This window comes from Nakamurella flava, from assembly GCF_005298075.1.
In the GTDB taxonomy this organism is placed as follows: domain Bacteria; phylum Actinomycetota; class Actinomycetes; order Mycobacteriales; family Nakamurellaceae; genus Nakamurella; species Nakamurella flava.
Window position 1 is genome coordinate 392,406 of record NZ_SZZH01000006.1, and the last position, 21,983, is coordinate 414,388.

At 71.6% G+C, this 21,983-nt stretch carries 22 protein-coding genes; 13 read left to right on the forward strand and 9 right to left on the reverse strand.

What is annotated here, in order from left to right; genetic code table 11:
* The first annotated feature begins 182 nt into the window (after positions 1-182).
* Positions 183-1,748, forward strand: a complete 1,566-nt coding sequence (locus FDO65_RS19770; protein ID WP_137451438.1) for a hypothetical protein — start codon at positions 183-185, stop codon at positions 1,746-1,748.
* A gap of 3 nt (positions 1,749-1,751) precedes the next feature.
* On the opposite strand, the gene FDO65_RS19775 is transcribed toward FDO65_RS19770, so the two are convergent.
* On the reverse strand, positions 1,752-2,594 hold the full coding sequence (locus FDO65_RS19775; protein WP_137451439.1) for a DUF1206 domain-containing protein: 843 nt from the start codon (positions 2,592-2,594) through the stop codon (positions 1,752-1,754).
* A 298-nt stretch (positions 2,595-2,892) separates the two neighbouring features.
* Between FDO65_RS19775 and FDO65_RS19780 the strand changes: the two genes are divergently transcribed.
* Both FDO65_RS19780 and FDO65_RS19785 read left to right on the forward strand, forming a co-directional pair.
* Positions 2,893-3,918, forward strand: a complete 1,026-nt coding sequence (locus FDO65_RS19780) for an NAD(P)-dependent alcohol dehydrogenase (protein ID WP_137451556.1) — start codon at positions 2,893-2,895, stop codon at positions 3,916-3,918.
* 143 nt (positions 3,919-4,061) lie between these two features.
* Entirely contained in the window at positions 4,062-4,466 is a 405-nt protein-coding gene (locus FDO65_RS19785; RefSeq protein ID WP_205850183.1) for a DUF5318 family protein, read from the forward strand.
* 66 nt (positions 4,467-4,532) lie between these two features.
* Here FDO65_RS19785 and FDO65_RS22335 read toward each other — a convergent pair whose 3' ends face one another.
* Positions 4,533-4,670 (reverse strand): hypothetical protein, encoded by a 138-nt coding sequence (locus FDO65_RS22335; protein WP_166442307.1) that lies wholly within the window; start codon positions 4,668-4,670, stop codon positions 4,533-4,535.
* 375 nt (positions 4,671-5,045) lie between these two features.
* On the opposite strand from FDO65_RS22335, the gene FDO65_RS19790 reads away from it, so the two are divergent.
* The gene (locus FDO65_RS19790) at positions 5,046-6,485 is read left to right on the forward strand and encodes a glycosyltransferase family 87 protein (protein ID WP_205850184.1); all 1,440 of its coding nucleotides are present in this window, start codon (positions 5,046-5,048) and stop codon (positions 6,483-6,485) included.
* Positions 6,486-6,506: 21 nt separating this feature from the next.
* Here the strand turns inward: FDO65_RS19790 and FDO65_RS19795 are convergent, their stop codons facing one another.
* The gene (locus FDO65_RS19795) at positions 6,507-6,821 is read right to left on the reverse strand and encodes a hypothetical protein (protein ID WP_137451441.1); all 315 of its coding nucleotides are present in this window, start codon (positions 6,819-6,821) and stop codon (positions 6,507-6,509) included.
* 174 nt (positions 6,822-6,995) lie between these two features.
* Between FDO65_RS19795 and FDO65_RS19800 the strand changes: the two genes are divergently transcribed.
* The 4 genes from FDO65_RS19800 (at position 6,996) to FDO65_RS19815 (ending at position 11,755) form a co-directional block, all read left to right on the forward strand.
* A complete protein-coding gene (locus FDO65_RS19800; RefSeq protein WP_137451442.1) occupies positions 6,996-7,859 on the forward strand; it encodes an ANTAR domain-containing response regulator in 864 nt (287 codons plus the stop codon).
* A 77-nt stretch (positions 7,860-7,936) separates the two neighbouring features.
* Positions 7,937-8,548 carry a hypothetical protein gene (locus tag FDO65_RS19805; RefSeq protein WP_137451443.1) on the forward strand — a complete coding sequence of 204 codons (612 nt, stop codon included), beginning with the start codon at positions 7,937-7,939 and terminating at the stop codon, positions 8,546-8,548.
* Between the two features lie 34 nt (positions 8,549-8,582).
* On the forward strand, positions 8,583-10,622 hold the full coding sequence (locus FDO65_RS19810) for a 2-oxoacid:acceptor oxidoreductase subunit alpha (RefSeq protein WP_137451444.1): 2,040 nt from the start codon (positions 8,583-8,585) through the stop codon (positions 10,620-10,622).
* Positions 10,622-11,755 carry a 2-oxoacid:ferredoxin oxidoreductase subunit beta gene (locus FDO65_RS19815; protein WP_137451445.1) on the forward strand — a complete coding sequence of 378 codons (1,134 nt, stop codon included), beginning with the start codon at positions 10,622-10,624 and terminating at the stop codon, positions 11,753-11,755. The genes FDO65_RS19810 and FDO65_RS19815 overlap by 1 nt, the downstream gene beginning before the upstream one ends.
* Positions 11,756-11,814: 59 nt before the next feature.
* On the opposite strand, the gene FDO65_RS19820 is transcribed toward FDO65_RS19815, so the two are convergent.
* Positions 11,815-12,444, reverse strand: coding sequence for a class II aldolase/adducin family protein (locus tag FDO65_RS19820; RefSeq protein WP_137451446.1), 630 nt, complete (start codon positions 12,442-12,444; stop codon positions 11,815-11,817).
* Between the two features lie 148 nt (positions 12,445-12,592).
* Between FDO65_RS19820 and FDO65_RS19825 the strand changes: the two genes are divergently transcribed.
* Together FDO65_RS19825 and FDO65_RS19830 are read left to right on the forward strand one after the other, a co-directional pair.
* The gene (locus FDO65_RS19825; protein ID WP_166442309.1) at positions 12,593-13,042 is read left to right on the forward strand and encodes a CBS domain-containing protein; all 450 of its coding nucleotides are present in this window, start codon (positions 12,593-12,595) and stop codon (positions 13,040-13,042) included.
* A 50-nt stretch (positions 13,043-13,092) separates the two neighbouring features.
* The gene (locus tag FDO65_RS19830) at positions 13,093-14,076 is read left to right on the forward strand and encodes an AraC-like ligand-binding domain-containing protein (RefSeq protein ID WP_137451448.1); all 984 of its coding nucleotides are present in this window, start codon (positions 13,093-13,095) and stop codon (positions 14,074-14,076) included.
* Here FDO65_RS19830 and FDO65_RS19835 read toward each other — a convergent pair.
* The 5 genes from FDO65_RS19835 to FDO65_RS19855 all read right to left on the reverse strand — a co-directional run bounded on the left by FDO65_RS19835 (position 14,010) and on the right by FDO65_RS19855 (position 19,173).
* Complete coding sequence (locus FDO65_RS19835; RefSeq protein ID WP_137451449.1) at positions 14,010-15,035, reverse strand: NAD(P)/FAD-dependent oxidoreductase; 1,026 nt, start codon at positions 15,033-15,035, stop codon at positions 14,010-14,012. The two genes, FDO65_RS19830 and FDO65_RS19835, sit on opposite strands and share 67 nt — an antisense overlap.
* On the reverse strand, positions 15,032-15,343 hold the full coding sequence (gene fdxA / locus FDO65_RS19840) for a ferredoxin (RefSeq protein ID WP_137451450.1): 312 nt from the start codon (positions 15,341-15,343) through the stop codon (positions 15,032-15,034). Before fdxA ends, FDO65_RS19835 begins: the two co-directional genes overlap by 4 nt.
* On the reverse strand, positions 15,340-17,502 hold the full coding sequence (locus FDO65_RS19845) for a molybdopterin-containing oxidoreductase family protein (RefSeq protein ID WP_137451451.1): 2,163 nt from the start codon (positions 17,500-17,502) through the stop codon (positions 15,340-15,342). Before FDO65_RS19845 ends, fdxA begins: the two co-directional genes overlap by 4 nt.
* Positions 17,503-17,630: 128 nt before the next feature.
* On the reverse strand, positions 17,631-17,825 hold the full coding sequence (locus tag FDO65_RS19850; RefSeq protein WP_137451452.1) for a hypothetical protein: 195 nt from the start codon (positions 17,823-17,825) through the stop codon (positions 17,631-17,633).
* The gene (locus FDO65_RS19855) at positions 17,803-19,173 is read right to left on the reverse strand and encodes a hypothetical protein (RefSeq protein ID WP_137451453.1); all 1,371 of its coding nucleotides are present in this window, start codon (positions 19,171-19,173) and stop codon (positions 17,803-17,805) included. The genes FDO65_RS19850 and FDO65_RS19855 overlap by 23 nt, the downstream gene beginning before the upstream one ends.
* A 188-nt stretch (positions 19,174-19,361) precedes the next feature.
* Between FDO65_RS19855 and FDO65_RS19860 the strand changes: the two genes are divergently transcribed.
* From FDO65_RS19860 to FDO65_RS19870, 3 genes are all read left to right on the forward strand, one after another.
* The gene (locus FDO65_RS19860; protein ID WP_137451454.1) at positions 19,362-19,937 is read left to right on the forward strand and encodes a hypothetical protein; all 576 of its coding nucleotides are present in this window, start codon (positions 19,362-19,364) and stop codon (positions 19,935-19,937) included.
* 22 nt (positions 19,938-19,959) lie between these two features.
* On the forward strand, positions 19,960-21,159 hold the full coding sequence (locus FDO65_RS19865) for an alpha/beta hydrolase family protein (RefSeq protein WP_137451455.1): 1,200 nt from the start codon (positions 19,960-19,962) through the stop codon (positions 21,157-21,159).
* Positions 21,160-21,273: 114 nt separating this feature from the next.
* Positions 21,274-21,960, forward strand: coding sequence for a TIGR00266 family protein (locus FDO65_RS19870; protein ID WP_137451456.1), 687 nt, complete (start codon positions 21,274-21,276; stop codon positions 21,958-21,960).
* Positions 21,961-21,983: the final 23 nt, after the last annotated feature.

The window sequence follows — 21,983 nt, forward strand, 5'->3', positions numbered from 1 at the left end:
CTCACCCCGTCCGGTGCATCGCCGGTCCGCCGGCCCCGACCGGCGCTCGCCGACCGTCATCAGACCCCGGCCCGGCCGGCCCGTTCGGGGCTGCAGGCGCCGTCGGCGGGTCTGGCTACCGTCCGAACCAGAACGTCCGCCGGGCCGCCGGGCGGACCCGTGATCGCCCGTCAGGAGTGCCGATGCCGTTCCCGTCCCGCGGTCTTCGCCCCGCCCTGGCCGGCCTGGCGCTCGTGACGGTCGCCGTCTCCGGGTGTGGATCGTCGACGACCGTCGAGACGGTCACGGCCGGAGCCAGCGGGGCCGAGACCGTCAGCAGCGACGCGCAGGTCACAGCCGACAGCGGGTTCCGGGTCGCCGCCAACGGTTTCTCGTTCGCCAACTACGGCAACGAGAAGTCGCCGGCCAACCTCGACGCGGCCACGATGCAGAGCCTGTTCGGAGACGAGGTCTGCGCCCGCACCGACGGCGGCACCTGTTCGCTGACCGCCGTGGCCAAGGCGTTCATGAACTTCGCCAACGGGACGATGGGCGACGGCCACTGCTTCGGCATGGCGGCCCTCGCCTCGCTCATGCACCAGGGCACCGTCGACCCCGCGACCTACGGGGCCGCGACCGTGGCCCAGCTCTCCGACACGGCGGCCGTCCAGCAGGCCGTCGCGCGCTACTTCACCACCCAGATGACTCCGAACGTGCAGTCCACGGAGACGGGTCAGACGGTGAAGGAGGTCATCGACACCCTCACCCAGGGCTGGGCCCGGGGCGAGGGCTACATCCTCGGCATCTCCGCGGCGGACGATACGGGCGGCCACGCCATCACCCCGACCGCGTTGGCCACCCGGCCCGACGGCACCGTCGAGATCCGGGTCTACGACAACAACTTCCCGGGGGTCGAGCGCGTCGTGCTCGCCGATCCGGCCGCCGACACCTGGCAGTACGCAACCGCCGCCAACCCGGCGACCGACCCGAAGCCCTACGTCGGCAGCCCGACGAACCGGATGGTCCTGACACCCGTCAGTGCGGTGACCGGCCCCCAGCAATGCCCGGTGTGCGAGGAGCAGAGCGGCCGCACCCTGGTCATGGTCACGGATCGCTCCCATGACCTGCCGGTCGACGTCGAGATCACCGCCCCGGACGGCGAGCCGCCGGTCGACCTCCAGAAGCTGGAATCGCTCAGCGACTCCGATTCCACCTGGGTCTCCGTGGGCACCAGCGGTCGCTTCGTCGTCTCCCTGCAGGCCGGTGACGGGCCGCAGGCCGACGACGTGGACATCGCAGTGCTCGGGTCCGGCTACGTGCGGCAGGCCAGCGACGTGAAGATGGCACCTGGTCAGCAGAGCACGATGATCATCGATCCGGGCGCGGACCGGTTCACCTGGCAGTCCACCGGTGACGGGGCGCCGACCCTCTCGGCCAGTGGTGAGAACGGGGCCGTGTCCTACTCGTTCGCGGCCGGCCTGGACGCGCTGGCCCCGAACACGCCGGTGACGGTCGGCAGTGACCCTGCCGCGGGCACGGCGTCGGTCTCCGTGGGCACCGACGCGGCCGCCGCGCAGCAGGTGGCGTTGGCCGTCGAACGCACCGACGCCACCTCGGACGGCACCCTCACCATCACCTACCCGGACCTGGGCGGCGGTCAGACCCTCACCATGGACTACGGCCGGTGGGACGGGAACTCGGCCGGGCCCATCTCGGCGACGCTGGCCACGCCCGGGCAACCGGACCAGCCGGTGAACCTCACCGGCTGACGGTCAGCGGTCGGCCGATCCCTCGTCCGCCGTCACCCGGGGGTGCCGCGCCCAGACGAAGCAGTACCCGCCGAAGGCGATCACGCCGAGCGCCAGGACGGCCAGCAGCACGGCCCCGAACGGCGCGTCGTGCACCGTGCGCAGGGCGTCATCCATCCCCCCGGCCTTGGCCGGGTCGTAGGTGACGGCGGCCCAGACGAACAGGCCGCCGACGACGGCCAGCGCGGCGCCCTTGGCGATGTACCCGACCTGGCCCAGCCGGACCACCCAGTGCGCGGCCCCACCGGCCAGGTCGCGGGTGAACTTCTTCCTCGCGCCCTTCCAGATCTGCCGGCCGGCCACCACCAGGACGGCGATGCCGACGGCGCCCACCAGGAAGCGCCCGAACCCCATGCCCAGCAGTTGCGCGGTCAGCCCCTCCTGCTTCTGGTCACCGCCGGACGAGCCGGCTCCCGTCACGGTCTTTACCGCAGCCCAGCCCAGCCCGGCGTAGACGACCGCGCGGCCGGCGGACCCGACCCGGCGGCCCAGCCGCTTCTTCTCGTCGTCGACGTTGCGGTGGCCGATCGCCGCCTCCAGGCCCTGCCACACCACGAGCGCGAACAGGCCGACCGCCGTCACCCACAGCAGCACGGCGCCGAACGGCTGACCGGCGAGGGTGGCCAGCGCGCCCTGTTGGTCGGCCTCGCCGGAACCGCCGGCCCCGAAGGCGATCTGCAGGGCGAGCCAGCCGACCAGCAGATGGACCAGCCCGTAGGCGACGAGACCGACGGTGATGAGAATGCGCAGTGGTCGCGACCCGGCGGCGTCGGCTCCGGCTCGACGCGCCGTTCCCGCGGCCGTCATCGGGACTGCTCCGCGAGCGGAGACGAAGCATTCGTCGTCGGCGCGCAGCGCGCCACGGTGCGCATCATGGGCACACCGTTCCCCGCCGCCGGACGCGCAAACCTGCTGAATCGGTTCCCGCTGCGGGTTCCGCTCCCCGTGCCGACCCGCCCACCGGGATTGTCACTCCGTGAGACTCGCGTGGTGGCACGGCATCCCGCTCCCTACGGTGGCGGCAACGGTGACCGCCGCGGTCATCGGCGGGCGATCACGAAAGGCCCGCGCGGCTGCCCATCAAAGGAGTTGTGCAGTGACCGACATGCGTGCAGTCCAGGTCGTCGGCTATCACCAGGACCTGCAGATGACCGAGATCGAAAAGCCCGAGGTCAAGGGACCGTGGGACGTCCTGGTGAAGGTCGGTGGTGCTGGTGTCTGCCGGACCGACCTGCACATCCTCGAAGGGCAGTGGGAGCCCAAGACCCACGTCCCGCTGCCGTACACCATCGGCCACGAGAACGCCGGCTGGGTCGAGGCCGTCGGCAGCGCCGTCACCAACGTCAAGGAGGGCGACAAGGTCATCCTCCACCCGCTCATCACCTGTGGGCTCTGCCGGGCGTGCCGTTCCGGCGACGACGTGCACTGCGTCAACAGTGCGTTCCCGGGGATCGACACCAACGGCGGCTACGCCGAGTATCTGCTGACCTCAGCCCGCTCCACGGTGAAGATCGACGACTCACTGGAGCCGTCGGACGTCGCTGCCCTGGCGGACGCCGGCCTTACCGCGTACCACGCGGCCGCGAAGGCGGCGAAGAAGCTGACCCCCCGGGACAAGGTCGTCGTCATCGGCGCCGGCGGGCTCGGCCACATCGGCATCCAGGTCCTGCGGTCGCTGAGCCCGGCCGAGATCATCGTCGTCGACCGCAACCCGGACGCGGCGAAGCTGGCCCAGAGCATCGGCGCCCACCACGCCGTCGTCGGCGACGGCACCCAGGTCGACCAGGTCCTCGAGCTCACCGGCGGCAACGGCGCCGAGGCGATCATCGACTTCGTCGGCGAGGGCGGCGCCACCGCCGAGGGCGTGCGGATGCTGCGCCGGGCCGGCGACTACTACGTGGTCGGGTACGGGGAGAACATCGACGTGCCGACCATCGACATCATCTCCACCGAGATCAACTTCATCGGCAACCTGGTCGGTTCCTACAACGACCTGCAGGACCTGATGGCGCTGGCCGCCCAGGGCGCCGTCACCCTGCACACCCAGAAGTACGCCCTGGACGACTTCCAGTCCGCCATCACCGATCTGGACAACGGCAAGGTCCGCGGGCGCGCCATCCTCGTCCCCTGACGGTGCTTTCCGCCGCCTGACGACGTCGTTCGACGCCGGCCGCCCCCGATCCGGGGGCGGCCGGGGTGATGGTCGCGCGGCGTGATCGGCGGGCGCTGCGACACCACCCGACGGGGCCGGAACAGCCCGCGTACGCTGACCGGGTGCGGACCCAGCGGGGACTCGTGGACTATGCGTTGCAGCGCCGGGCGCTGCTCGCGGAGGTCCGCTCGGGTCGGACCGGGGTCGGCGAGGTGTGCGACGCGTCGCCGTACCTGCTGCGCGCGGCCAAGTTCCACGGGGTGCCCACCGACACCGACTGCCCGGTCTGCCGCAAGGAATCGCTCATCCACGTGTTCTGGGTCTACGGGGACGAGATCAAGCACATGGCCGGCTCCGCCCGCCTGCCACGCGAACTCGAGACGATGGCGCAGACGTTCGGGGAGTTCGACGTCTACCAGACCGAGGTCTGCCGCACCTGCACGTGGAACCACCTGGTGGCCTCGTTCGTGATGGGCCACAAGGGCGCCCAGGCCGCGCCGCGGACCCGCCGCCGGGCCGCCAAATAGCGCCGCAGACCCGCCGCCCGGGTCGCCAAGTTGCGCCGCAGACCCGCCGCCGGGCCGCCGGTTCGATCAGTCGGTCTCGGGTCCGCAGCAGTAGACGCAGCTCGCGTCCGTGCACCGATCGGCGTCGAGGCCGGCGGAGCGGGTGAAGGCCAGGGTGTCGGCGGTCGTCTCGGTGGTGTCGGCCAGTTCCAGCAGCATGGTCATGTCTGCTGGACGCACGACACCCGCCGAGGATGCCCGGTCCGGCGAAATCGGGTGTCCACTCTGCGTGACGGTCACCGTGCGCTGACGGGACGTGTCGCCTTCCCGGGACGGGCGACCCGCCTCGGTAGCATCGCCCGGGTGACCGTAGAGCCGCCGGAGCGGGCCATACCGGATCCGGGGCCATCACCCCTGACGTCGGACCCATCGCCGGATCGGTCGGCAACGGGCGACCCGGCGGACCAGTCGGGGACCACGGGTCGGTCGACCTCACTGTCACCGTCCGACCGGGTCGTCCCCACCTGGACCGACCCGACGGTCGCCCGGGCCAGCGAAGCCGTCGGCGGACCGATGGGCCGCCACGCGGTGGTCGGCCGGATGACCCTCTTCACGCCCCTGCGCGTCTGCCTGATCATGGCCATCGCCGTCCTCATCTGTGGATGGCTGTTCAAGGCGGCCTGCATCCAGCAGAAGCCGGACGGCAACGGCGGGGTCACCCTCGACCAGGGCGGCCAACGGCCCTGGATCACCGCCTGCTACACCGACGCCGTCCCGCTGTACGGCAGCCACAAGCTCAACACCGGTGACCTGCCCTACGCCACGTCCTGGGAGGACAACGGCCAGGTCCGGTACATGGAGTACCCGGTCGTCACCGGCTTCTGGATGTGGGCCGTCGCCGGCATCGGACGCGGGTACGACTCGTTCGCGCAGGCCACCGGTGTCCTCCCGGTGCCGTTGAACGTCGCCAGCTACTTCACGATCGGCGCGATCCTGCTCGGGTTCGTCTATCTCGTCGCGGTGGCCTGCACCGCCCGGATGGCCCGAAGACGGGTGTGGGACACGGCCATCATGTGCCTGTCCCCGTTGCTCGTCGTGCACGCCTTCACCAACTGGGACCTGCTGTCCATCGGCTTCACCGCCGGCGCGATGCTGGCCTGGGCCCGGGGCAAACCCGTGCTGGCCGGAGCCCTGATCGGGCTCGGGACGGCGGCCAAGCTCTACCCCGCGCTGCTGCTCGGGCCCCTGCTGGTGCTGTGCCTGCGGTCCGGCCGGATGCCCGAATGGGCGCGGGCCGCGGGGGCGGCGGCGATCGCCTGGCTCGTGGTCAACCTGCCGATCATGCTGCTCTACCCGCAGGGGTGGTACGAGTTCATCCGGCTGAACTCCGAACGCCCGGCCGAATACGACTCCTGGTACTTCATCACCACCACGCTCACCGGGACCACCCTGTGGGACAAGGCCCCGGGCACCGACTCGCCGTCGTTCCTGAACGCCGTCTCGCTCGTGCTGTTCCTCGTCGCCTGCGCGGCCATCGGCTGGTTCGCGCTGTCCGCGCGACGGCGACCCCGGTTCGCCCAACTGGCGTTCCTCGTGGTGGCCGCGTTCCTGCTGACCAACAAGGTCTGGTCGCCGCAGTACTCGCTGTGGCTGCTGCCGCTGGCCGTGCTGGCCGTCCCGCGCTGGCGGCCGCTGCTGTTCTGGCAGGCCAGCGAGGCCATCGTCTGGGTGCTGCTGATGCTGTCCTTCGCCGGGGTGTCCAACAAGGGACTGTCGATCTACCCGTTCATCGGCGCCGCGCTCGTCCGGGACGCCCTCGTCATCACCCTGGTCGTGCTCGTCGTCCGGGACGTGCTGCGCCCGGAGCGGGACCCGATCCGGATGGCCGGCGACGACGACCCGACCGGCGGGCCGATCGAGAACACCCCTGACCGGTTCACCCTGCCGTCGCTGCCGGCCTTGTGGGCCCGGCGGAGGACGGCCGCCCCGGAGCCGGTCGACACCGCACCGGGGCCGGGGGAGTCCGTCCCCACCTCGTGACGGCGTGCCGCCGAGAACCGATCAGACGACCTTGCCGGACTCCTGCGACCGGTCGATCGGCAGGGAGCTGCCCGCGCCGCTGCCGTAGTGCTCGGCGTCGTCCGCCGCCCGCCCGACCGGCTGATCCCCGGACTCGGCGACGGCCTGCTGGACGTCGCTGAGCAGCCCGACCCAGGTGTCGTCGGGCAGCCCCTGTTCGGCGCGATCCATCTGGCCGCGTTCGGCCATCTCCTCCAGGCCGTGCCGGGCCCACTGCGAGATGCCCTGGGCGCGCCACTGCTCGCCGGAGCCCTCGCCGATGTTCTCGCTGCTGTTGTCCGAACCGTGCGCGCTCACCAGTACTCCCTCGTCCGTGGGCCGGATCCCGTCCGGGTCCAGCATGCCCTTCCGGCCGTCGACGGGGACGCACCGACCGGGCTGATGCATCGGTCCCCGCAGTGATCTGGGTGAAACACCCCGGCCATATCGCTCCCGCACGATGACGTCAAGACCGGGGGAGTTGATGTGTCGATGACCGAAATGACGACGGCGGTGAGCCGGGCACCGGGGGGTGCCTGTGCTCCGGCCCAGCGGCGGCGGGTACGACGGGCCCGCGACGGCGGCCCGGTCGACCTGCCGGTGACCGGACGGGCACCGGCGCCGACGAGGGAGCCCGAGACCCGGGCGCCGTCCGCGCCCCGGATCCTCGTCGTCGACCAGGATCCGCAGACCGGCGTGACGATCGCGGCCATGCTCGGCGCGCGCGGCGGCACGGTGCTGCGGACCGTCGGGCGGAGCCGGGACGCGCTGCGGTGGGCCGCCGAGCTCCGCCCGGACCTGGTGATGGTCGACGCCGGACTGCGGGACGCCGCCGGGAGCGTCGGGCCGACGACGGACGGCCTGGGCGCCGCCGCCGAGCTGCACCGTCGGCAGGCCGCCCCGGTGGTCCTGATGATCGGTGAGCGCGCCCCGTCCCGGGAGCGGATCGCCACCTCGGGGGCGCTCGGGTGCGTCGTCAAGCCGTTGCGTCCGGCTGCGGTGCTTCCCGCGGTCGAAGTGGCGCTGGCGCGGTCGGCCACCCTGGAGGCGCTGCGCGACCAGGTGCAGGACATCACCGTCCGGCTGCGGGACCGCGAGCTGGTCGAACGGGCGAAGGGCCTGCTGATGACCCATCGGGGGATGAGCGAACCGCAGGCCTTCCGGTGGCTGCAGCGCACCGCCATGGACCGGCGCACCCCGATGGCCGCCGTGGCCGCCGCGACCCTGGACCGGTTCGCGGCGGACCAGGTCGCCGCACCGTCACCCACCCCGGCCGCCTTCGCGGTGGTCCCGCCGACGGACCGGCGTACCCGCCCGGCCCTGCTCGACCAGCCCACCCCCACGCGGAGTTCCTGAGCACCACGCCGGCGCCGCGACCGGTGCCATCGACGGGCGACGGGGACCGCAGGTCCCGACGGAAGGAAAGGACGACCATGACCACGACGGACGGGACCCACCCTACGACCCGCCGCATCCGCCCCCTGATGCGTCGGGTGTCGGCCGACCACGTGCAACTGGCCCGGCCCCCCGCACCGCTGCCCGTCCAGGGCTCGTCGTCCGGTTGGATCGTCCGCCGCGACCAGGCGCTGGTCGCGCTCACCGCGGTGGGGCTGACCGCGCCGGCGGTCTCCGCGCTGACCGTGGGCTGTGTCCGGTTGGGGACGGGCGAGGTGCTGGTCCACGTGCCGGGCGAGTCGGTCGACGTCCGCGTCCCCGGGTGCCCGGACGGGCGCGCGGTGTGCGGGGCGTGCGCCGTCCACCGGTGGGTCCGGGCCCTGGAACTGACCGTTCAGCACACCGATCCGTGGGTCATCCCGGCGATCCTGGCGCGCGCCCCGGCGCTCACCGCGTCGGCTGAGCACGACTGCCTGCCGGGACGGTCGGTGGACCCCGCCGTCGTGCCCCTGATGTTGCTGCCGCCCATCGACCAGTGGGGGCCGGTGCCGAGCCGGGCGTCGACCCGCTCGCCCGCCGGAGCCGGACGGGCCGTCCCGTCGGCGATCGACCGGCGCGTCCGGCCAGGTCAGTCTTTCCCCGGCCCCTGACCGCCGACGCCGACGATCGCGGCGCGAAACCGGGATGCCCGGTACTGGTCCGGCCCGCCCGACCGACCGGGCAGAATGGACCCCCGTGTCGTCAGTGTCGAACTCCCCCACGTCGAATTCCGCGACGTCGAGCGCCAAGCGCGTCGAAACCCTGACCCAGGTGGTCATCCGGTTCGCCGGTGACTCCGGTGACGGGATGCAGCTGACCGGTGACCGGTTCACCGTCGAGACCGCGGCGTTCGGCAACAGCCTGTCGACGTTGCCGGACTTCCCGGCCGAGATCCGCGCCCCTGCGGGGACCCTGCCCGGGGTGTCGGCGTTCCAGCTGCACTTCGCCGACCACTCGGTGGTGACCCCCGGGGACGCGCCGACGGTGCTGGTGGCGATGAACCCGGCCGCGCTCAAGGCCAACCTCGGTGACCTGCCCAAGGGCGGGACCGTCATCGTCGACACCGACGAGTTCACCAAGCGCAACCTGGCCAAGGTCGGCTACACCGTCAGCCCGCTCGAGGACGGCAGCTTGGCCGACTACCAGGTGCACGCCGTCGCGCTGACGACGATGACGGTCGACGCCATCAGCCGGCTCGATCTGTCCCGCAAGGACGCCGAGCGGGCCAAGAACATGTTCGCGCTGGGCCTGCTGTCCTGGCTGTACCACCGGCCGCTGGAGGGGACCCGGCGGTTCCTGGAGACCAAGTTCGCCAAGAAGCCGGACATCCTCAAGGCCAACCTGGTCGCCCTGGAGGCCGGTTGGTCGTTCGGCGAGACCACCGAGGGCTTCGCCGTCCACTACGAGGTCAAGCCGGCGGCCCTGCCGGCCGGGCGTTACCGCACCATCCGCGGCAACCAGGCGCTGGCGTTCGGGCTGGTCGCGGCGGCCGAGCGCGCCGGCCTGCCGCTGTTCCTGGGGTCGTACCCGATCACCCCGGCGTCGGACATCCTGCACGAGCTGTCCAACCTGAAGCATTTCGGTGTCCGCACCTTCCAGGCCGAGGACGAGATCGCCGGGGTGGCCGCCGCGCTCGGGGCGTCCTACGGCGGCTCGCTGGGGGTGACCACCACGTCCGGTCCCGGGGTGGCCCTGAAGGCCGAGACCATCGGTCTGGCCGTCGCCCTGGAGCTGCCGTTGATCGTCGTCGACGTGCAGCGGGGTGGCCCGTCGACCGGTCTGCCGACCAAGACCGAGCAGGCCGACCTGCTGCAGGTGCTGTTCGGCCGCAACGGGGAGGCCCCGGTCCCGGTGGTCGCCGCGCAGTCGGCGTCCGACTGCTTCGCCGCCGCCCTGGAGGCCGCGCGGATCGCGCTGACCTACCGGACCCCGGTGTTCCTGCTGTCCGACGGCTACCTGGCCAACGGGTCCGAGCCGTGGCGGATCCCCGACGTGCAGACCCTGCCCGACCTGCGGGTTCCGTTCGCCACCGAACCCAACGGCGGCACCGAGGACCGGCCGCTGTTCCTGCCCTACCTGCGCGACCCGGAGACCCTGGCCCGCCCGTGGGCGATCCCCGGCACCGCCGGTCTGGAGCACCGCATCGGCGGCATCGAGAAGAAGGACGGCACGGGCGACATCTCCTACGACCCGGCCAACCACGACTTCATGGTGCGGACGCGCGCGGCCAAGGTCGCCGGGATCGACGTCCCGGACCTGCAGGTCGATGACCCTTCGGGGGATGCGGACATCCTGGTGCTGGGCTGGGGGTCGACGTTCGGGCCGATCACCGGCGCCGTGCGCAACCTGCGGGCCGCCGGTCTGCCGGTCGCCCAGGCCCACCTGCGGCATCTCAACCCGATGCCGGCCAACACCGTCGAGGTGCTGCGGTCCTACCGCAAGGTGATCGTGCCGGAGATGAACCTCGGCCAGCTGGCCCTGCTGTTGCGGGGTCTGTACCTGGTCGACGCGATCGCGGTGAACCAGGTCCGGGGCCTGCCGTTCCGGGTCGCCGACCTGGAGGCGGCCGTCCGGTCCGTCGCGGAGGGCACCTTCACCCGGACCGATGTCGGTTCGGCCGGTCGTTACGGGCCGGTCGCCGGCCCGGTCGTCCCCACCATCGAGATCACCGGAGAGGACGCCTGATGACCGAGCCGAGCACCCCCACCCGTCCGGCCCGCCCCGCCCGCGGCGCCGGCCCGGTGCTGCTGGACGCCCCGGCCCTGCGGCACCTGCCGAAGGCCGACGGCCCGCAGAGCGCCAAGGAGTTCAAGTCCGACCAGGAGGTGCGCTGGTGCCCGGGCTGCGGGGACTACGCGATCCTGGCCGCGGTGCAGAACTTCCTGCCGCAGCTCGGGGTCAAGCGGGAGAACATCGTCTTCATCTCCGGCATCGGCTGTGCCGCCCGCTTCCCGTACTACGTCAACACGTTCGGTATGCACTCGATCCACGGGCGCGCGCCGGCCATCGCCACCGGACTGGCCACCTCCCGGTCCGACCTGTCGGTGTGGGTGGTCTCCGGCGACGGCGACGCGTTGTCGATCGGTGGCAACCACCTGATCCACGCGCTGCGCCGCAACGTGAACCTCAAGATCCTGCTGTTCAACAACCGGATCTACGGGCTGACCAAGGGCCAGTACTCGCCGACGTCCGAGATCGGCAAGCTCACCAAGTCGACGCCGCTCGGCTCGGTGGACACCCCGTTCAACCCGGTGTCGCTGGCGTTGGGCGCGGAGGCGTCGTTCGTGGCCCGCACCATCGACTCCGACCGCACGCACCTGACGTCGATGCTGCAGGCCGCCGCGTCCCACCCGGGGACGTCGCTGGTGGAGATCTACCAGAACTGCAACATCTTCAACGACGGCGCCTTCGACCCGCTCAAGGACTCGACCAGCAAGGACGAGGTCACCATCCGCCTGGAGCACGGGCAGCCGATCCGGTTCGGCATCGGCGGGCACCGCGGCGTCCGGCGCGATCACGCCGGCCGGCTCGAGGTCGTCGACGTCGACCAGGTCGGGGTGGACGCCCTGCTGGTGCACGACGCCCACGACCCCGACCCGTCGACCGCGTTCGCGATCTCCCGGCTGTCCGACCCGGAGACCCTGGATCAGACGCCCATCGGCATCTTCCGCGACGTCAAGCGCCCGACCTACGAGGCGGCGATGACCGCGCAGATCGACACGGCCATCGCCCGCCGTGGACAGGGCGACCTGTCGGCGCTGCTGGCCGGGCGGGACACCTGGACCGTCGGGTCGGGTCAGGTCGGGTCAGGTCGGTAAAGAATGCCGTTACCAGGTACCTGGTAGCGGCATTCTTTACCGACTCGGTGCGGCCCGGGCTACTTGCCGTACGAGCCGAGCTTGCCCATCACGACGCCCATCTCGTCGGACGACAGGATGCGCGGGTCGCCGATCTGGCGGGCCGTGACCCAGACCCGGCACACCCATTCCAGGTACAGCGAGCGGGAGAAGGCGCTGTGCAGGGAGTCGCCCCAGGTGGTGGCGCCGTGGTTCTGCATGAGGACGGCGTGCCGGTCGACCATGGCGGTACGGACGTGTTCGGCCAGCTCGTCGCTGCCGAACGGCGCGTAGGGCGCGACCCGCACCGGGCCGCCGTGCAGCGCGAGCATGTAGTGGATGCAGGGGGTCTCGTCGACCAGGGTGGAGACCACGGTCGCGTAGACCGGGTGGGTGTGGATGACGGCCGTCGCGTCGGTCTCCCGGTAGACCAGCAGATGCATCGGCACCTCGGTGGACGGCTTGCGCTCGCCCTCGACGACGGTGCCGTCCAGGTCGATGACGCTGATCAACTCGGGGGTCAGGACGTCGTAGTCGACGCCGGACGGGGTGATGGCGACCAGGTCGCCGACCCGGACGCTGATGTTCCCCGAGGTGCCGACGGTCAGGTCCTCGGCGGCCATCTTCAGGCAGTAGTCGATGATCTCGCGGCGTTGCGATTCGAGCAGCATGCCCCCGGGTCTACCAGACCGGCCCGCCGGCGACCGCGGGAAGCCCCCGATGCGCCGCTGGGACAATCACCGGGACCGCAGGGCCAAGCGCCGGGACCCCCGTCCGTGGTCCCATGGGACACCGCCGGACCGGAAGGGGAGTGCTGCCATGACGACCAGCTGTCATCCGCTGGCCGGCCCCGCCGTGGCCACGCGCACCGTGGGGCAGGCCATGCTCCGGTCGCCCAAGCGGTGTGGCCCCTGGACGACGGTCGCGCAGGCGCGCCAGCTCTTCGCCGGCGGCCACGTGCACGCCCTGCTGGTGGTGGACGGCGACCGGCTGCTCTCGGTGGTGGAGCGCGGCGACCTGACTGATCTCGATCCGTCGGCCGGGCCGCTGCCGGTCCGCGGCTTCGGCAGTACGACCGGGCGGGTCGTCGACCCGGCTCTGCCGCTCGACGAGGCGAGGGTGCTGCTGGGAAGCCACCGTCGCCGGCTCGCCGTGGTCGACGGCGGACGGCTGGTCGGGCTGCTCTGCCTCAAGCGCAGCCGGACCGGGTTCTGCACCGACGACGACGTACGGGCCCGGGCCATCGAGCGGAGCACCACCGCCCGCTGAACTGCGGAACATGTGATGCCCCCGTCATGAACGTGCCCGATCATGTCCTGATGGCCATCAGCACGATCGACACCGCGACGGTGGCCGACGCGGACCGTCTGGAGTTCTGGCGGAGCACCGTCTGCGATCAGTTCGTCCCGCTCGCCGTCGATCCGCTGGAGTCCCGGATGTCCCGGGCCCGGGTGCATGCCACCACGGTCGGCGACACCCTGATCCGCCGCATCGAGGGCGGCCCGCACCGGTTCCACCGCACGTCGAGCCTGGTCCGTCGCGCCGACGAGGACTACCTGCAGATCGCGGTGGCCCGACAGGGCACGACCCTGGTGGTGCAGGACGGGCGCGAGGCGGTCATCGGGCCGGGTGACCTCGTCGTCTACGACAGCAGCCGCCCCTTCGTGTTCGAGACATCGGGTCCGTTCGCCTACTCGGTCTGCCTGTTCCCGACGCGATTGCTGCCGCTCACCCGCGCGGAGATGACGCGGGTGACGGCGATCCGGTTCGACGGGCGGTACGGGGTGGCTGCGATGGTGCCGCCGTTCCTGTCCGCGTTGCATCGCCTCGACGGCGAGGCGCTGGTGGGGCCGGCCGCCGAGGCGATGACGCAGAGCGTCGGGGACCTGCTGGTCGCGCTGGTCCGCAGTGTGCCTGTCCAGCAGCAGGAATCGACGACGCACCTGCACCTGGACCGGGCGAGGGCATACGTCGCCCGGCATCTGGCCGACCCCGACCTCGCCCCGTCGCAGATCGCAGCCGCCTGTGCGATCTCGACGAGCTACCTGCACCGCCTCTTCCGCGGCTCCGGGACGTCGGTCGTCGAGTACGTGCGCGAGCAGCGGCTGCAGCGTTGCTGGCGGGCTCTCGGCGAGCCCGGTGACGTCAGCATCGGGGCGGTGGCGGCCCGTCACGGGTTGCCCGACCACGCCCACTTCTGCCGCATCTTCCGGGCCCGCTTCGGGATGACGCCCTCTCAGCGGCGGGCGGCGGCCACCGGTTCCGGGGCGGCGGAACCGTCGGCCCCCAGATCACTGGAGTGACCGGGCACCACGGACAGGTCGGGTCGGGCCAGCGGCGCGAGATGGTTGACCGCGGTCGCGGCCTCCCCGAAGCCCACTGAGATCAGCCGCACCTTGCCGGGGTGGTCGGCGATGTCGCCGGCGGCGAACACCCGGGGACGGCACGTCTGCATCGACCGGTCGACCGGGATGTGCCGGCGGGCCAGCCCGAGGCCCCAGCCGGCCAGTGCGGACAGGTCGGCCTGGAATCCGATGGCCCCGACGATCTCCGTCACCGGCAGCGTGCGCACGCCGTCCGGTCCGAGCAGGTCCACGCCGGTGACGGAGTCCTCCCCGTGGACGGCGGTCAGCTCGTACGGCGTGAGGACGCGGACCGACGAGGCGTGCAGCTGGTCGACGCTGGCCGCGTGGGCCCGGAACGTGGGCCGCCGGTGCACCAGGGTGACGCTCGCGGCCAGCGGTTCCAGGCACAGCGCCCAGTCGACGGCCGAGTCCCCACCGCCGACGACCAGCACGTCCTGCCCGGCGAGTTCGGCCGGGCGGGGCACGGCGTGCCGGACCCCGCGGCCGACGTACTCGTTGCCGACCGGCAGGGGGCGCGGGACGAAGCCGCCCATGCCGCCGGTGATGAGTAGTCCGGCCGCCCGGACCGTCGCGCCGCGATCGGTGCGGACGGTGACCCCGTCGTCGTCCTGGTTCAGTTCGACGGCCCGGTGCCCGAGCAGGTACGTCGGCCGGGCCTGCTCGGCCTGCCGGACGAGGTTGTCGACGAGGTCCTGGGCCCGCACCTGGGGGAAGCCGGCGATGTCGTACACCGGTTTCTCCGGGTACAGCGCGGTCATCTGCCCACCCGGCTCGGGCAGGGCGTCGATGGCCACCACCGACAGGCCGCGGAAACCCGCGTAGTAGATGGCGTACAGGCCGACCGGCCCGGTCCCGACGATCACGAGATCGGCGACCAGGTCGGCGTCCTCGGTCATCGGGGCCGCCGTTCGTCGACGATGGGGTGGTCCACGCCGATGGGCTGTTCGTCGGAACCACCGCCCAGGCCGTGCTCGGCGACGAATTCCGCCGCGGCCGCGGTGAACGGGGCCTGGTCGGGCGGCATCTTGTACTCCCAGTTGATGGCCTCACTGGGGCAGGCGGGCATGCACTTGCCGCAGTCGACGCATTCGTCGGGGTGGATGTAGGCCATGCGGTCACCGATGTAGATGCAGGCGACCGGGCATTCCTCCATGCACGACCGGTCCATGATGTCGATGCACGCGTCACCGATGACGTAGCTCATGCGATTTCCACCTCGACCAGCGTGTCCGAGAACGTGGGGGCGTTGCCGAGGTCGGCGAACGCCGTCGGGTTGACGGCGGCGAGAGTCGCGCCGGCCTTGGAGTGCTTGCGCCATTCGCCCATCGCGGTGACGACAACGCCGGGGAGCAGCGTCTTGTCGAGTTTGGCCACCAGCGTGAACCGGCCCCGGTCGTTGAACACCTGCACCGTCGCGCCGTCGGTGATGCCGCGGGCGGCCGCGTCCTGCGGGTGCACGATCAGGGTCGCGGGCTTTTGCACCTGACGGTGGAACTCGTGGCTCGCGAAACTCGAGTTGAGGTAGGCGTGGGATTTCGGGGTGAGCAGGTTGAGCGGGTACCGGGCGGCGAGTTCCGGGTCGGCCTCGTGGCTCTCCCGTGGCGGGATGTAGTGCGGCAGCGGGTCGATCGGCTGGCCCGGTTGGAAGTCGTTGGAACCCTGCCGGAAGAGGGGCACGACGAAATTCCCGCCGGCCGCGGCCGAGGCCACGAATTCGACCTTGCCGGAGGCGGTGGGGAAATTGCCCTGGGCGTGGGGCGCGTACTCCTCCGACGGCGGGACCGACAGACGCATCCAGCCTTTCTCCTGCAGCAGTTCCAGGGTGATGCCCTGCATGTGCGGGTGGGTCCAGTCGAACGCCTCGGCGATCATCTCTGCGTCGGTGCGCCGGAAGACCGGGTCGTCGAAGCCCATCGCCGCGGCGAGCCGACGGAACAGCTCGGTGTTGGGGACGGCTTCGCCCAGTGGGTCGATGGAGCGGTGGTTGTACGTCACGTACAGGTGCCCCCAGGAGAACATGATGTCGTCCTGCTCCAGCTGCGTGGTCGCGGGCAGGACGATGTCGGCGTAGTCGGTGGTGTCGGTGAGGAACTGCTCGCTGACCACGGTGAACAGGTCCTCGCGCTGCAGTCCGGCGACGAGCCGGTCCTGGTCGGGGCAGACGACGACCGGGTTCGAGTTGTAGACGAACAGCGCCTTGAGCGGCGGTCCCGCGGGTAGCTCACCGGCGAGGGCGGCGCCCAGGCGGTACTGGTTCATCACCCGGGTGCCCGGGGTCAGCATCTCGGGGTGCATGAACGCGCCCCAGTTGACGGGGAACGCCCACAGCGGCAGCTGCAGGATGCCGCCCCCCGGCCGCCGCCACGCGCCGACCAGGCCGGGCAGGCAGGACAGCGCCCGGACGGCCTGCCCGCCGCCGGCGTGCCGTTCCACGGCGACACCGATCCGGATCACCGACGGCTGGGTGCTCGCGTACTCGCGGGCCAGGGTGCGGATGACCTCGGCGTCGACCCCGGTCTCCTCGGCGGCCCACTCGGGCGTGTACTGCTGCACGCGTTCGGCGAACTCGGGGAAGCCGACCGTGTACTGGGCGACGTAGTCGTCGTCGGTGAGTCCCTCGGCGATGATCACGTGGGCCATGGCCAGCGCGAGGGCGCCGTCGGTGCCGGGCCGGATGGCGATGTGCTGGTCGGCGGCCGCGGCGGTCCGGGTGCGCACCGGGTCGACGACGACGACCTTGGCCCCGCGCTTGCGGGCCTCGGCGATGATCGGCCACAGGTGCAGGTTGGTGCTCATGATGTTGCAGGCCCAGATGAGGATGAAGCGCGAGTGCACCATGCTCTCCGGGTCGACGCCGGCGGTGTCGCCGATGGTCATCGCGTAGGCGGTGCACGAGCCGGAGTCGCAGTAGGTCCGTTCGGCGACGGTGGCGCCGAGCTTGGCGAAGAACGGGTCGCCGACGTTCAGCCCGTTCAGAATGCCCTGGGTCCCCAGGTAGCTGACCGGCATCACCGCTTCCGGTCCGAATTCGTCGACCACGCCGCGCAGGCGGGTGGCGACCTCGTCGATGGCCTCGGGCCAGCTGATGCGCTCGAACTGGCCGCTGCCCTTGGGGCCGGTGCGGCGCAGCGGGTACAGCACCCGCTCGGGGTCGTAGACGCGGTCGAGGTAGTTGTTGACCTTCACGCACAGACCACCGTTGGTGTACGGGTGGTCGGGGTCGCCGGCGACCGCGGTGGCCCGGCCGTCGGTGACGGTCACCAACATGGCGCAGGTGTCGGGGCAGTCATGGGGGCAGGCGCCGCGGACGACCGTGGTGGCGTCCGGTCGCTGGGTGGTGGGGTCGGGCAGGGTGGTGGTCATGGGAGCTCCCGGTTGGCGGCGGGCAGGAACGAAGACCTACCTGCGCAGCGTGCGGGATCGTGCGGGCGCCGGACTTGGCTTTCCCGGCACCGTGGTTGTCACCGAGGGGACAACCGGGTCGCTCCGGATCAGGAGAGGGCGGCGGCCTTACGGCGCAGCGACTCGACGACCTTGCGGGCCTCGGCCGCGTCCTTGATGCCCGAACTCCGGCCGATCAGGGCGCCGGTCTTGCCCCGGTAGACGAAACGGGCCACGTGACGGGCCGGGGGAGCCACGGTGTCCGCCAACGATGGTTCCGACTCATGGGTGTCCACGCTCGTCACCGTCCTCTCCGTCGTCATCACCGGGTGACGCTTCTGGTCCGAGGATACGTCGGCGTCGTCGGGTTGGGGAGGATCCGACCGGTGAAGGCCGCGGACGGCTGAGGGTCCGGTGGACGGTGGCGGCCACGGCCACGGCCACGGCGGCCCCGAGCAGCAACCACCATCCGACGGTCCGGGCCGGTTCGGGAACGGGCACGGCCATGTAGAGGCCGGCGGCGATGAGCAGGGCCCCGACTCCGAGGAGGTGGCGGCGCGGGCGGCGCAGGACTGCAGCCACGATGCGGTCCTCGGGGGTACGGGCGATCCAGGTCAGCACGATGGCGCCCCCGGCGGACAGGATGCCGGCCGCGGTGGGGGCGACGGTGGCGCCCGGGTTCCACAGGTCACGCAGATGACGACCCAGGACGATCGCACCGAGCACCAGCGTGGCGAGCAGGGTGCCGGCGAAGCTCTGGCTGACCACGCCGTACCGGCGCGGTACCAGGGCGGCGACGACCGCCGCGGTGGACAGCCGGGACCGGGGCCGAACGGCCAGGTGTCCGACGCTGACCCCCGCCGACGGCAACTCGGTGGTTCGCGGGGAGACCTCGTCGCCGGAGACCTGCACGAGGGTGAGTGAGGTGATCTCCAGCAACTGGGGACTGACCAGCTCGAAGTGGTAGCTGGCCGCCACGCCGAAATGACCCAGGTCCCAACTCATCTCGTACCGGGGGCGGTCGTGGGGATCGTTGCGGGAATCCAGGTAGGAGTACTTGACGATGCACCTGCGGCCGACCAGGTCTGCGTCCAGTTCGATGACCATGAGGAAGCGGCGGGCGAACACCTCGACCATCGAGAAGAAGGTGGCGACCTCGAGCGGGTCGGCGGCCGGTGCGCCGGGCGAGTCGTCCAGGAGGCGACGCAGTCGCTCGACGGCCAGTCGCCCCCGTCGGCGGTCGGAGGAGACGATGTCGGCCAGCAGGATGCCGACCGTCACCGGTTCGGTGGCCGGCGAGAACCCGTAGGTGACCCGGGCGAGCGCGTGCAGGAACGCGGCCGCCAGCTCGCTGTTGGCCGCCGACTCGAGCAGCGGGACCGGGCGGTCCTCCGGCCCGATGACGCTGAACTGGCTGAGCGGGCCTTTGGCCAGCAGGGACACCGGGACCTGGACGGCCCCCCGCGAGCCGGGCAGGGCCAGGTCGGCCGGCACGGTCAGGTCCAGCGACACCTGATGCAGGACATCGCCGGTCGGCATGATCTCCACCCGCTCGACCTGCCGGTGGATCCAATCCTGCGAGCCCAGGATCAGCTCGATGAGCTTCTGCCCGGCCGACAGTTCCACGGCGGGCGGCGGGGGTGGGCCGGACATGGGACGAGCGTAGGGCGGGGGTCCGACAGTGGCCTCCGACCGTCCTCGATCCACGTCCGCCCCGTGGTCGTGGTCGTTGGTCCCGTTCGGGGGGCCGAGCCCTCGGCCGGCCCGCTGTCCCGCCGGGGGGTCGCAGGATCGGTGCCACGGTCTCGGTTCGAGGGGGCCGTCGAGGCGAGGGAGGCGCGGTGAACCCCGTTCGGATCCTGCTGGGCATGGCGCCGTGGATCGTGTTCAGCGTGATCGTCCACGACACCGGCCCACAGGTCGCGACGGTCATCGCTGCGGTGCTCAGCCTCGGGTTGGCGATCTGGCAGCGCCGCCTGCTCGAGTTCACCAGCCTGGCCGTCTTCGTCGTGCTGGCCGTCATCGCGCACGGTGGGGCCGCGAACGCCGAGTGGGTGGCGGTGTGGGGTCGCACCACCGCGGCCGTCGTGCTGGCCGCGGTCATGCTGCTGTCGGCCGCGACCGTCCCGTTCACCGAGGCCTACGCGAAAGAGTCGGTGCCGCAGCAGTACTGGGGGTCGCCGAGGTTCCGGGAGACCAACCGCCGGATCAGTGCCCTGTGGGGACTGGTCGTCCTGGGCATGGCCGTCAGTCACGTCGTCGCGGCCCTGGTCAACCCGGACGCGGCGACGGCCGGGTTGACCTCCGGCCACGGCAACCTGCTGCTGAACTGGGTCATCCCCATCCTGCTCATCGCACAGGGCGTCAAGCAGACCCAACGGCTGGCCGCCCACGCGCCCACCGCCGACCACCGCTAGACCTCGACCCGAGGAGGACCCCGTGGGCACCGACCGCTTCTTCGCCGCCGACGACTTCGACTTCGCCGCCCGGCTGATCGTCGGACACAGCGGACAGGGGGTCATCGACCCCGGGATCGTCCTGCGGACATTGGCCGCCATCGAGGACGACGACGCGACCGGCTGGTACACGCAGTGGAACGCGGTCGCCGATCGGCTGGCCGGCCAGGCCGCCGAACGCCAGGCCGCCGGTCGACCCAGCGCCGGTCGGCTGTGGTTGAACGCTTCCGCGGCCTACGACGCCGCGCTGGCCTTCGTGGACGGCATGCCCGACGACAGCGTGCTGCGGCCGACGTTCCGCCGGCACCGCGACGCCTGGGACGCGTTCATCGCCGCCTCGGGCGGGGCGCACGTCCGGTTCGACGTCCCGTGGGGTGAGCACCGGCTGCCCGGCTATCTGCTGCGCCCGGCGGCCGACGGGGCGCCCCGGCCGACGCTGGTGGTCACCAACGGCAGCGACGGCGCCCTGACCTCGCTGTGGTCGGCCTGTCTGCGGATGGCGCTGGACCAGGGCTGGAATGCCTACGTCTTCGACGGGCCCGGGCAGCAGTCGATGCTGTTCGAGCAGGGGGTTCCGTTCGTGCCCGATTGGGAGTCCGTGCTGACCCCGGTGGTCGACGCGCTGGTGGCGCGGCCGGACGTCGACGCCGACCGGTTGCTGGCCTACGGCATCAGCCAGGGCGGCTACTGGTTGCCGCGGGCGCTGGCCTTCGAGCACCGGTTCCGCGCGGCGGTGGCCGATGGCGGCGTCGTGGATGTGTCCCGGACCTGGAACGCGCACCTGCCGCCGGTCATGCTCGACCTGCTGCGGTCCGGTGACGCCGAGACGTTTGACCGGTACATGGCTGAGCCGGCCGACGATCCGCGCACCGAACGTGAGCTGGCCTTCCGGGCCCGCCCCTACGGCGCCGACCTGACGCCGTTCGCGTTGTTCACGCAGGTCGACCGGTTCGTCCTCGACCCGGCGACCATCGCCCGCATCGACACCCCGCTGCTGATCACCGATCCGGCGGGCGAGCAGTTCTTCCCGGGACAGTCCCGTGAGCTGTACGAGGCGTTGCCGGGGGAGAAGCAGCTGATCGCCTACGGGGAGCAGGACGGCGCGAGCTGGCACTGCGAACCGATGGCCCGCGGCCTGGTCGCCCTGGACATGGCCGACTTCCTGCACGGGCACCTGGGCTGACCCGGGTATCACCGCCGCGCCCGAACGTCTCGTGATCGGCCGGTGCCGGCGTCGCGGCAGGCATCCTGGTCGCGAGTGAGCGCACCCGTCAGCTGATCCACGAGGAGCCCTTCCATGCAGGTCGAACTGCGTCACAGCCCGTCCTACGCCGTCGCCCGGTGCCATCTGGCGCCCGGGGAGCAGTTCCAGGGGGAGAGCGGGGTGATGGTGATGCAGTCGACCGGGGTCACCGTCTCCGCGCAGATGCAGGGCGGGTTCATGGGTGCGTTGAAACGGTCGGCGCTGGGCGGGGAGTCGTTCTTCGTCTCCACCTTCGCCGGCCACCCGCATGCCCCGACGTGGGTGGACATCGCCCCGAGCCTCCCCGGCGACATCACCGTCATGGAGGTGACCCCGCAGCGCGGGTTGGTCCTCACCCGCGGTTCGTGGATCGCGTCGGAGCAGGGCATCAGCCTGGACACCAAGTGGGGCGGGGCCAAGCTGCTGTTCGGTGGCGAGGGCGGGTTCGTCGTCCGCTGCTCCGGTCAGGGCAAGGTGATCGCCGCGTCGTTCGGGGCGTTGGACCTGCTGGAGGTGCCACCGGGTCAGGGTTTCACCATCGACACCGGCCACTTGGTCGCCTACGACGAAGGCATGCAGGTCCAGTTGCGCAAGGTGGCGAAGGGCTGGATCCAGACCGGTAAGACCGGTGAGGGTTTCGTCATGGACATCCAGGGTCCGGGTCGGGTGTGGACGCAAAGCCGTAACCCGACCGCGCTGGTCGACTGGCTGACCACCGCGCTGCCGTTCACCCGGGCCTGACGCCAGGACGCCCGGGCCGCCCG

Bases quoted from the DNA above. Each gene is read 5' to 3' on its own strand.
- FDO65_RS19820 (WP_137451446.1), bottom strand. From the start codon at position 12,444: ATGCTGCTCGAATCGCAACGCCGCGAGATCATCGACTACTGCCTGAAG.
- FDO65_RS19870 (WP_137451456.1), top strand. From the start codon at position 21,274: ATGCAGGTCGAACTGCGTCACAGCCCGTCCTACGCCGTCGCCCGGTGC.
- FDO65_RS19835 (WP_137451449.1), bottom strand. From the start codon at position 15,035: ATGACCGAGGACGCCGACCTGGTCGCCGATCTCGTGATCGTCGGGACC.
- FDO65_RS19800 (WP_137451442.1), top strand. From the start codon at position 6,996: ATGACCGAAATGACGACGGCGGTGAGCCGGGCACCGGGGGGTGCCTGT.
- FDO65_RS19805 (WP_137451443.1), top strand. From the start codon at position 7,937: ATGACCACGACGGACGGGACCCACCCTACGACCCGCCGCATCCGCCCC.
- FDO65_RS19855 (WP_137451453.1), bottom strand. From the start codon at position 19,173: ATGTCCGGCCCACCCCCGCCGCCCGCCGTGGAACTGTCGGCCGGGCAG.
- FDO65_RS19845 (WP_137451451.1), bottom strand. From the start codon at position 17,502: ATGACCACCACCCTGCCCGACCCCACCACCCAGCGACCGGACGCCACC.
- FDO65_RS19830 (WP_137451448.1), top strand. From the start codon at position 13,093: ATGGCCATCAGCACGATCGACACCGCGACGGTGGCCGACGCGGACCGT.
- FDO65_RS19815 (WP_137451445.1), top strand. From the start codon at position 10,622: ATGACCGAGCCGAGCACCCCCACCCGTCCGGCCCGCCCCGCCCGCGGC.
- FDO65_RS19790 (WP_205850184.1), top strand. From the start codon at position 5,046: ATGACCCTCTTCACGCCCCTGCGCGTCTGCCTGATCATGGCCATCGCC.
- FDO65_RS19810 (WP_137451444.1), top strand. From the start codon at position 8,583: ATGCCCGGTACTGGTCCGGCCCGCCCGACCGACCGGGCAGAATGGACC.
- FDO65_RS19775 (WP_137451439.1), bottom strand. From the start codon at position 2,594: ATGACGGCCGCGGGAACGGCGCGTCGAGCCGGAGCCGACGCCGCCGGG.
- FDO65_RS22335 (WP_166442307.1), bottom strand. From the start codon at position 4,670: ATGACCATGCTGCTGGAACTGGCCGACACCACCGAGACGACCGCCGAC.
- FDO65_RS19780 (WP_137451556.1), top strand. From the start codon at position 2,893: ATGCGTGCAGTCCAGGTCGTCGGCTATCACCAGGACCTGCAGATGACC.
- fdxA (WP_137451450.1), bottom strand. From the start codon at position 15,343: ATGAGCTACGTCATCGGTGACGCGTGCATCGACATCATGGACCGGTCG.
- FDO65_RS19825 (WP_166442309.1), top strand. From the start codon at position 12,593: ATGACGACCAGCTGTCATCCGCTGGCCGGCCCCGCCGTGGCCACGCGC.
- FDO65_RS19770 (WP_137451438.1), top strand. From the start codon at position 183: ATGCCGTTCCCGTCCCGCGGTCTTCGCCCCGCCCTGGCCGGCCTGGCG.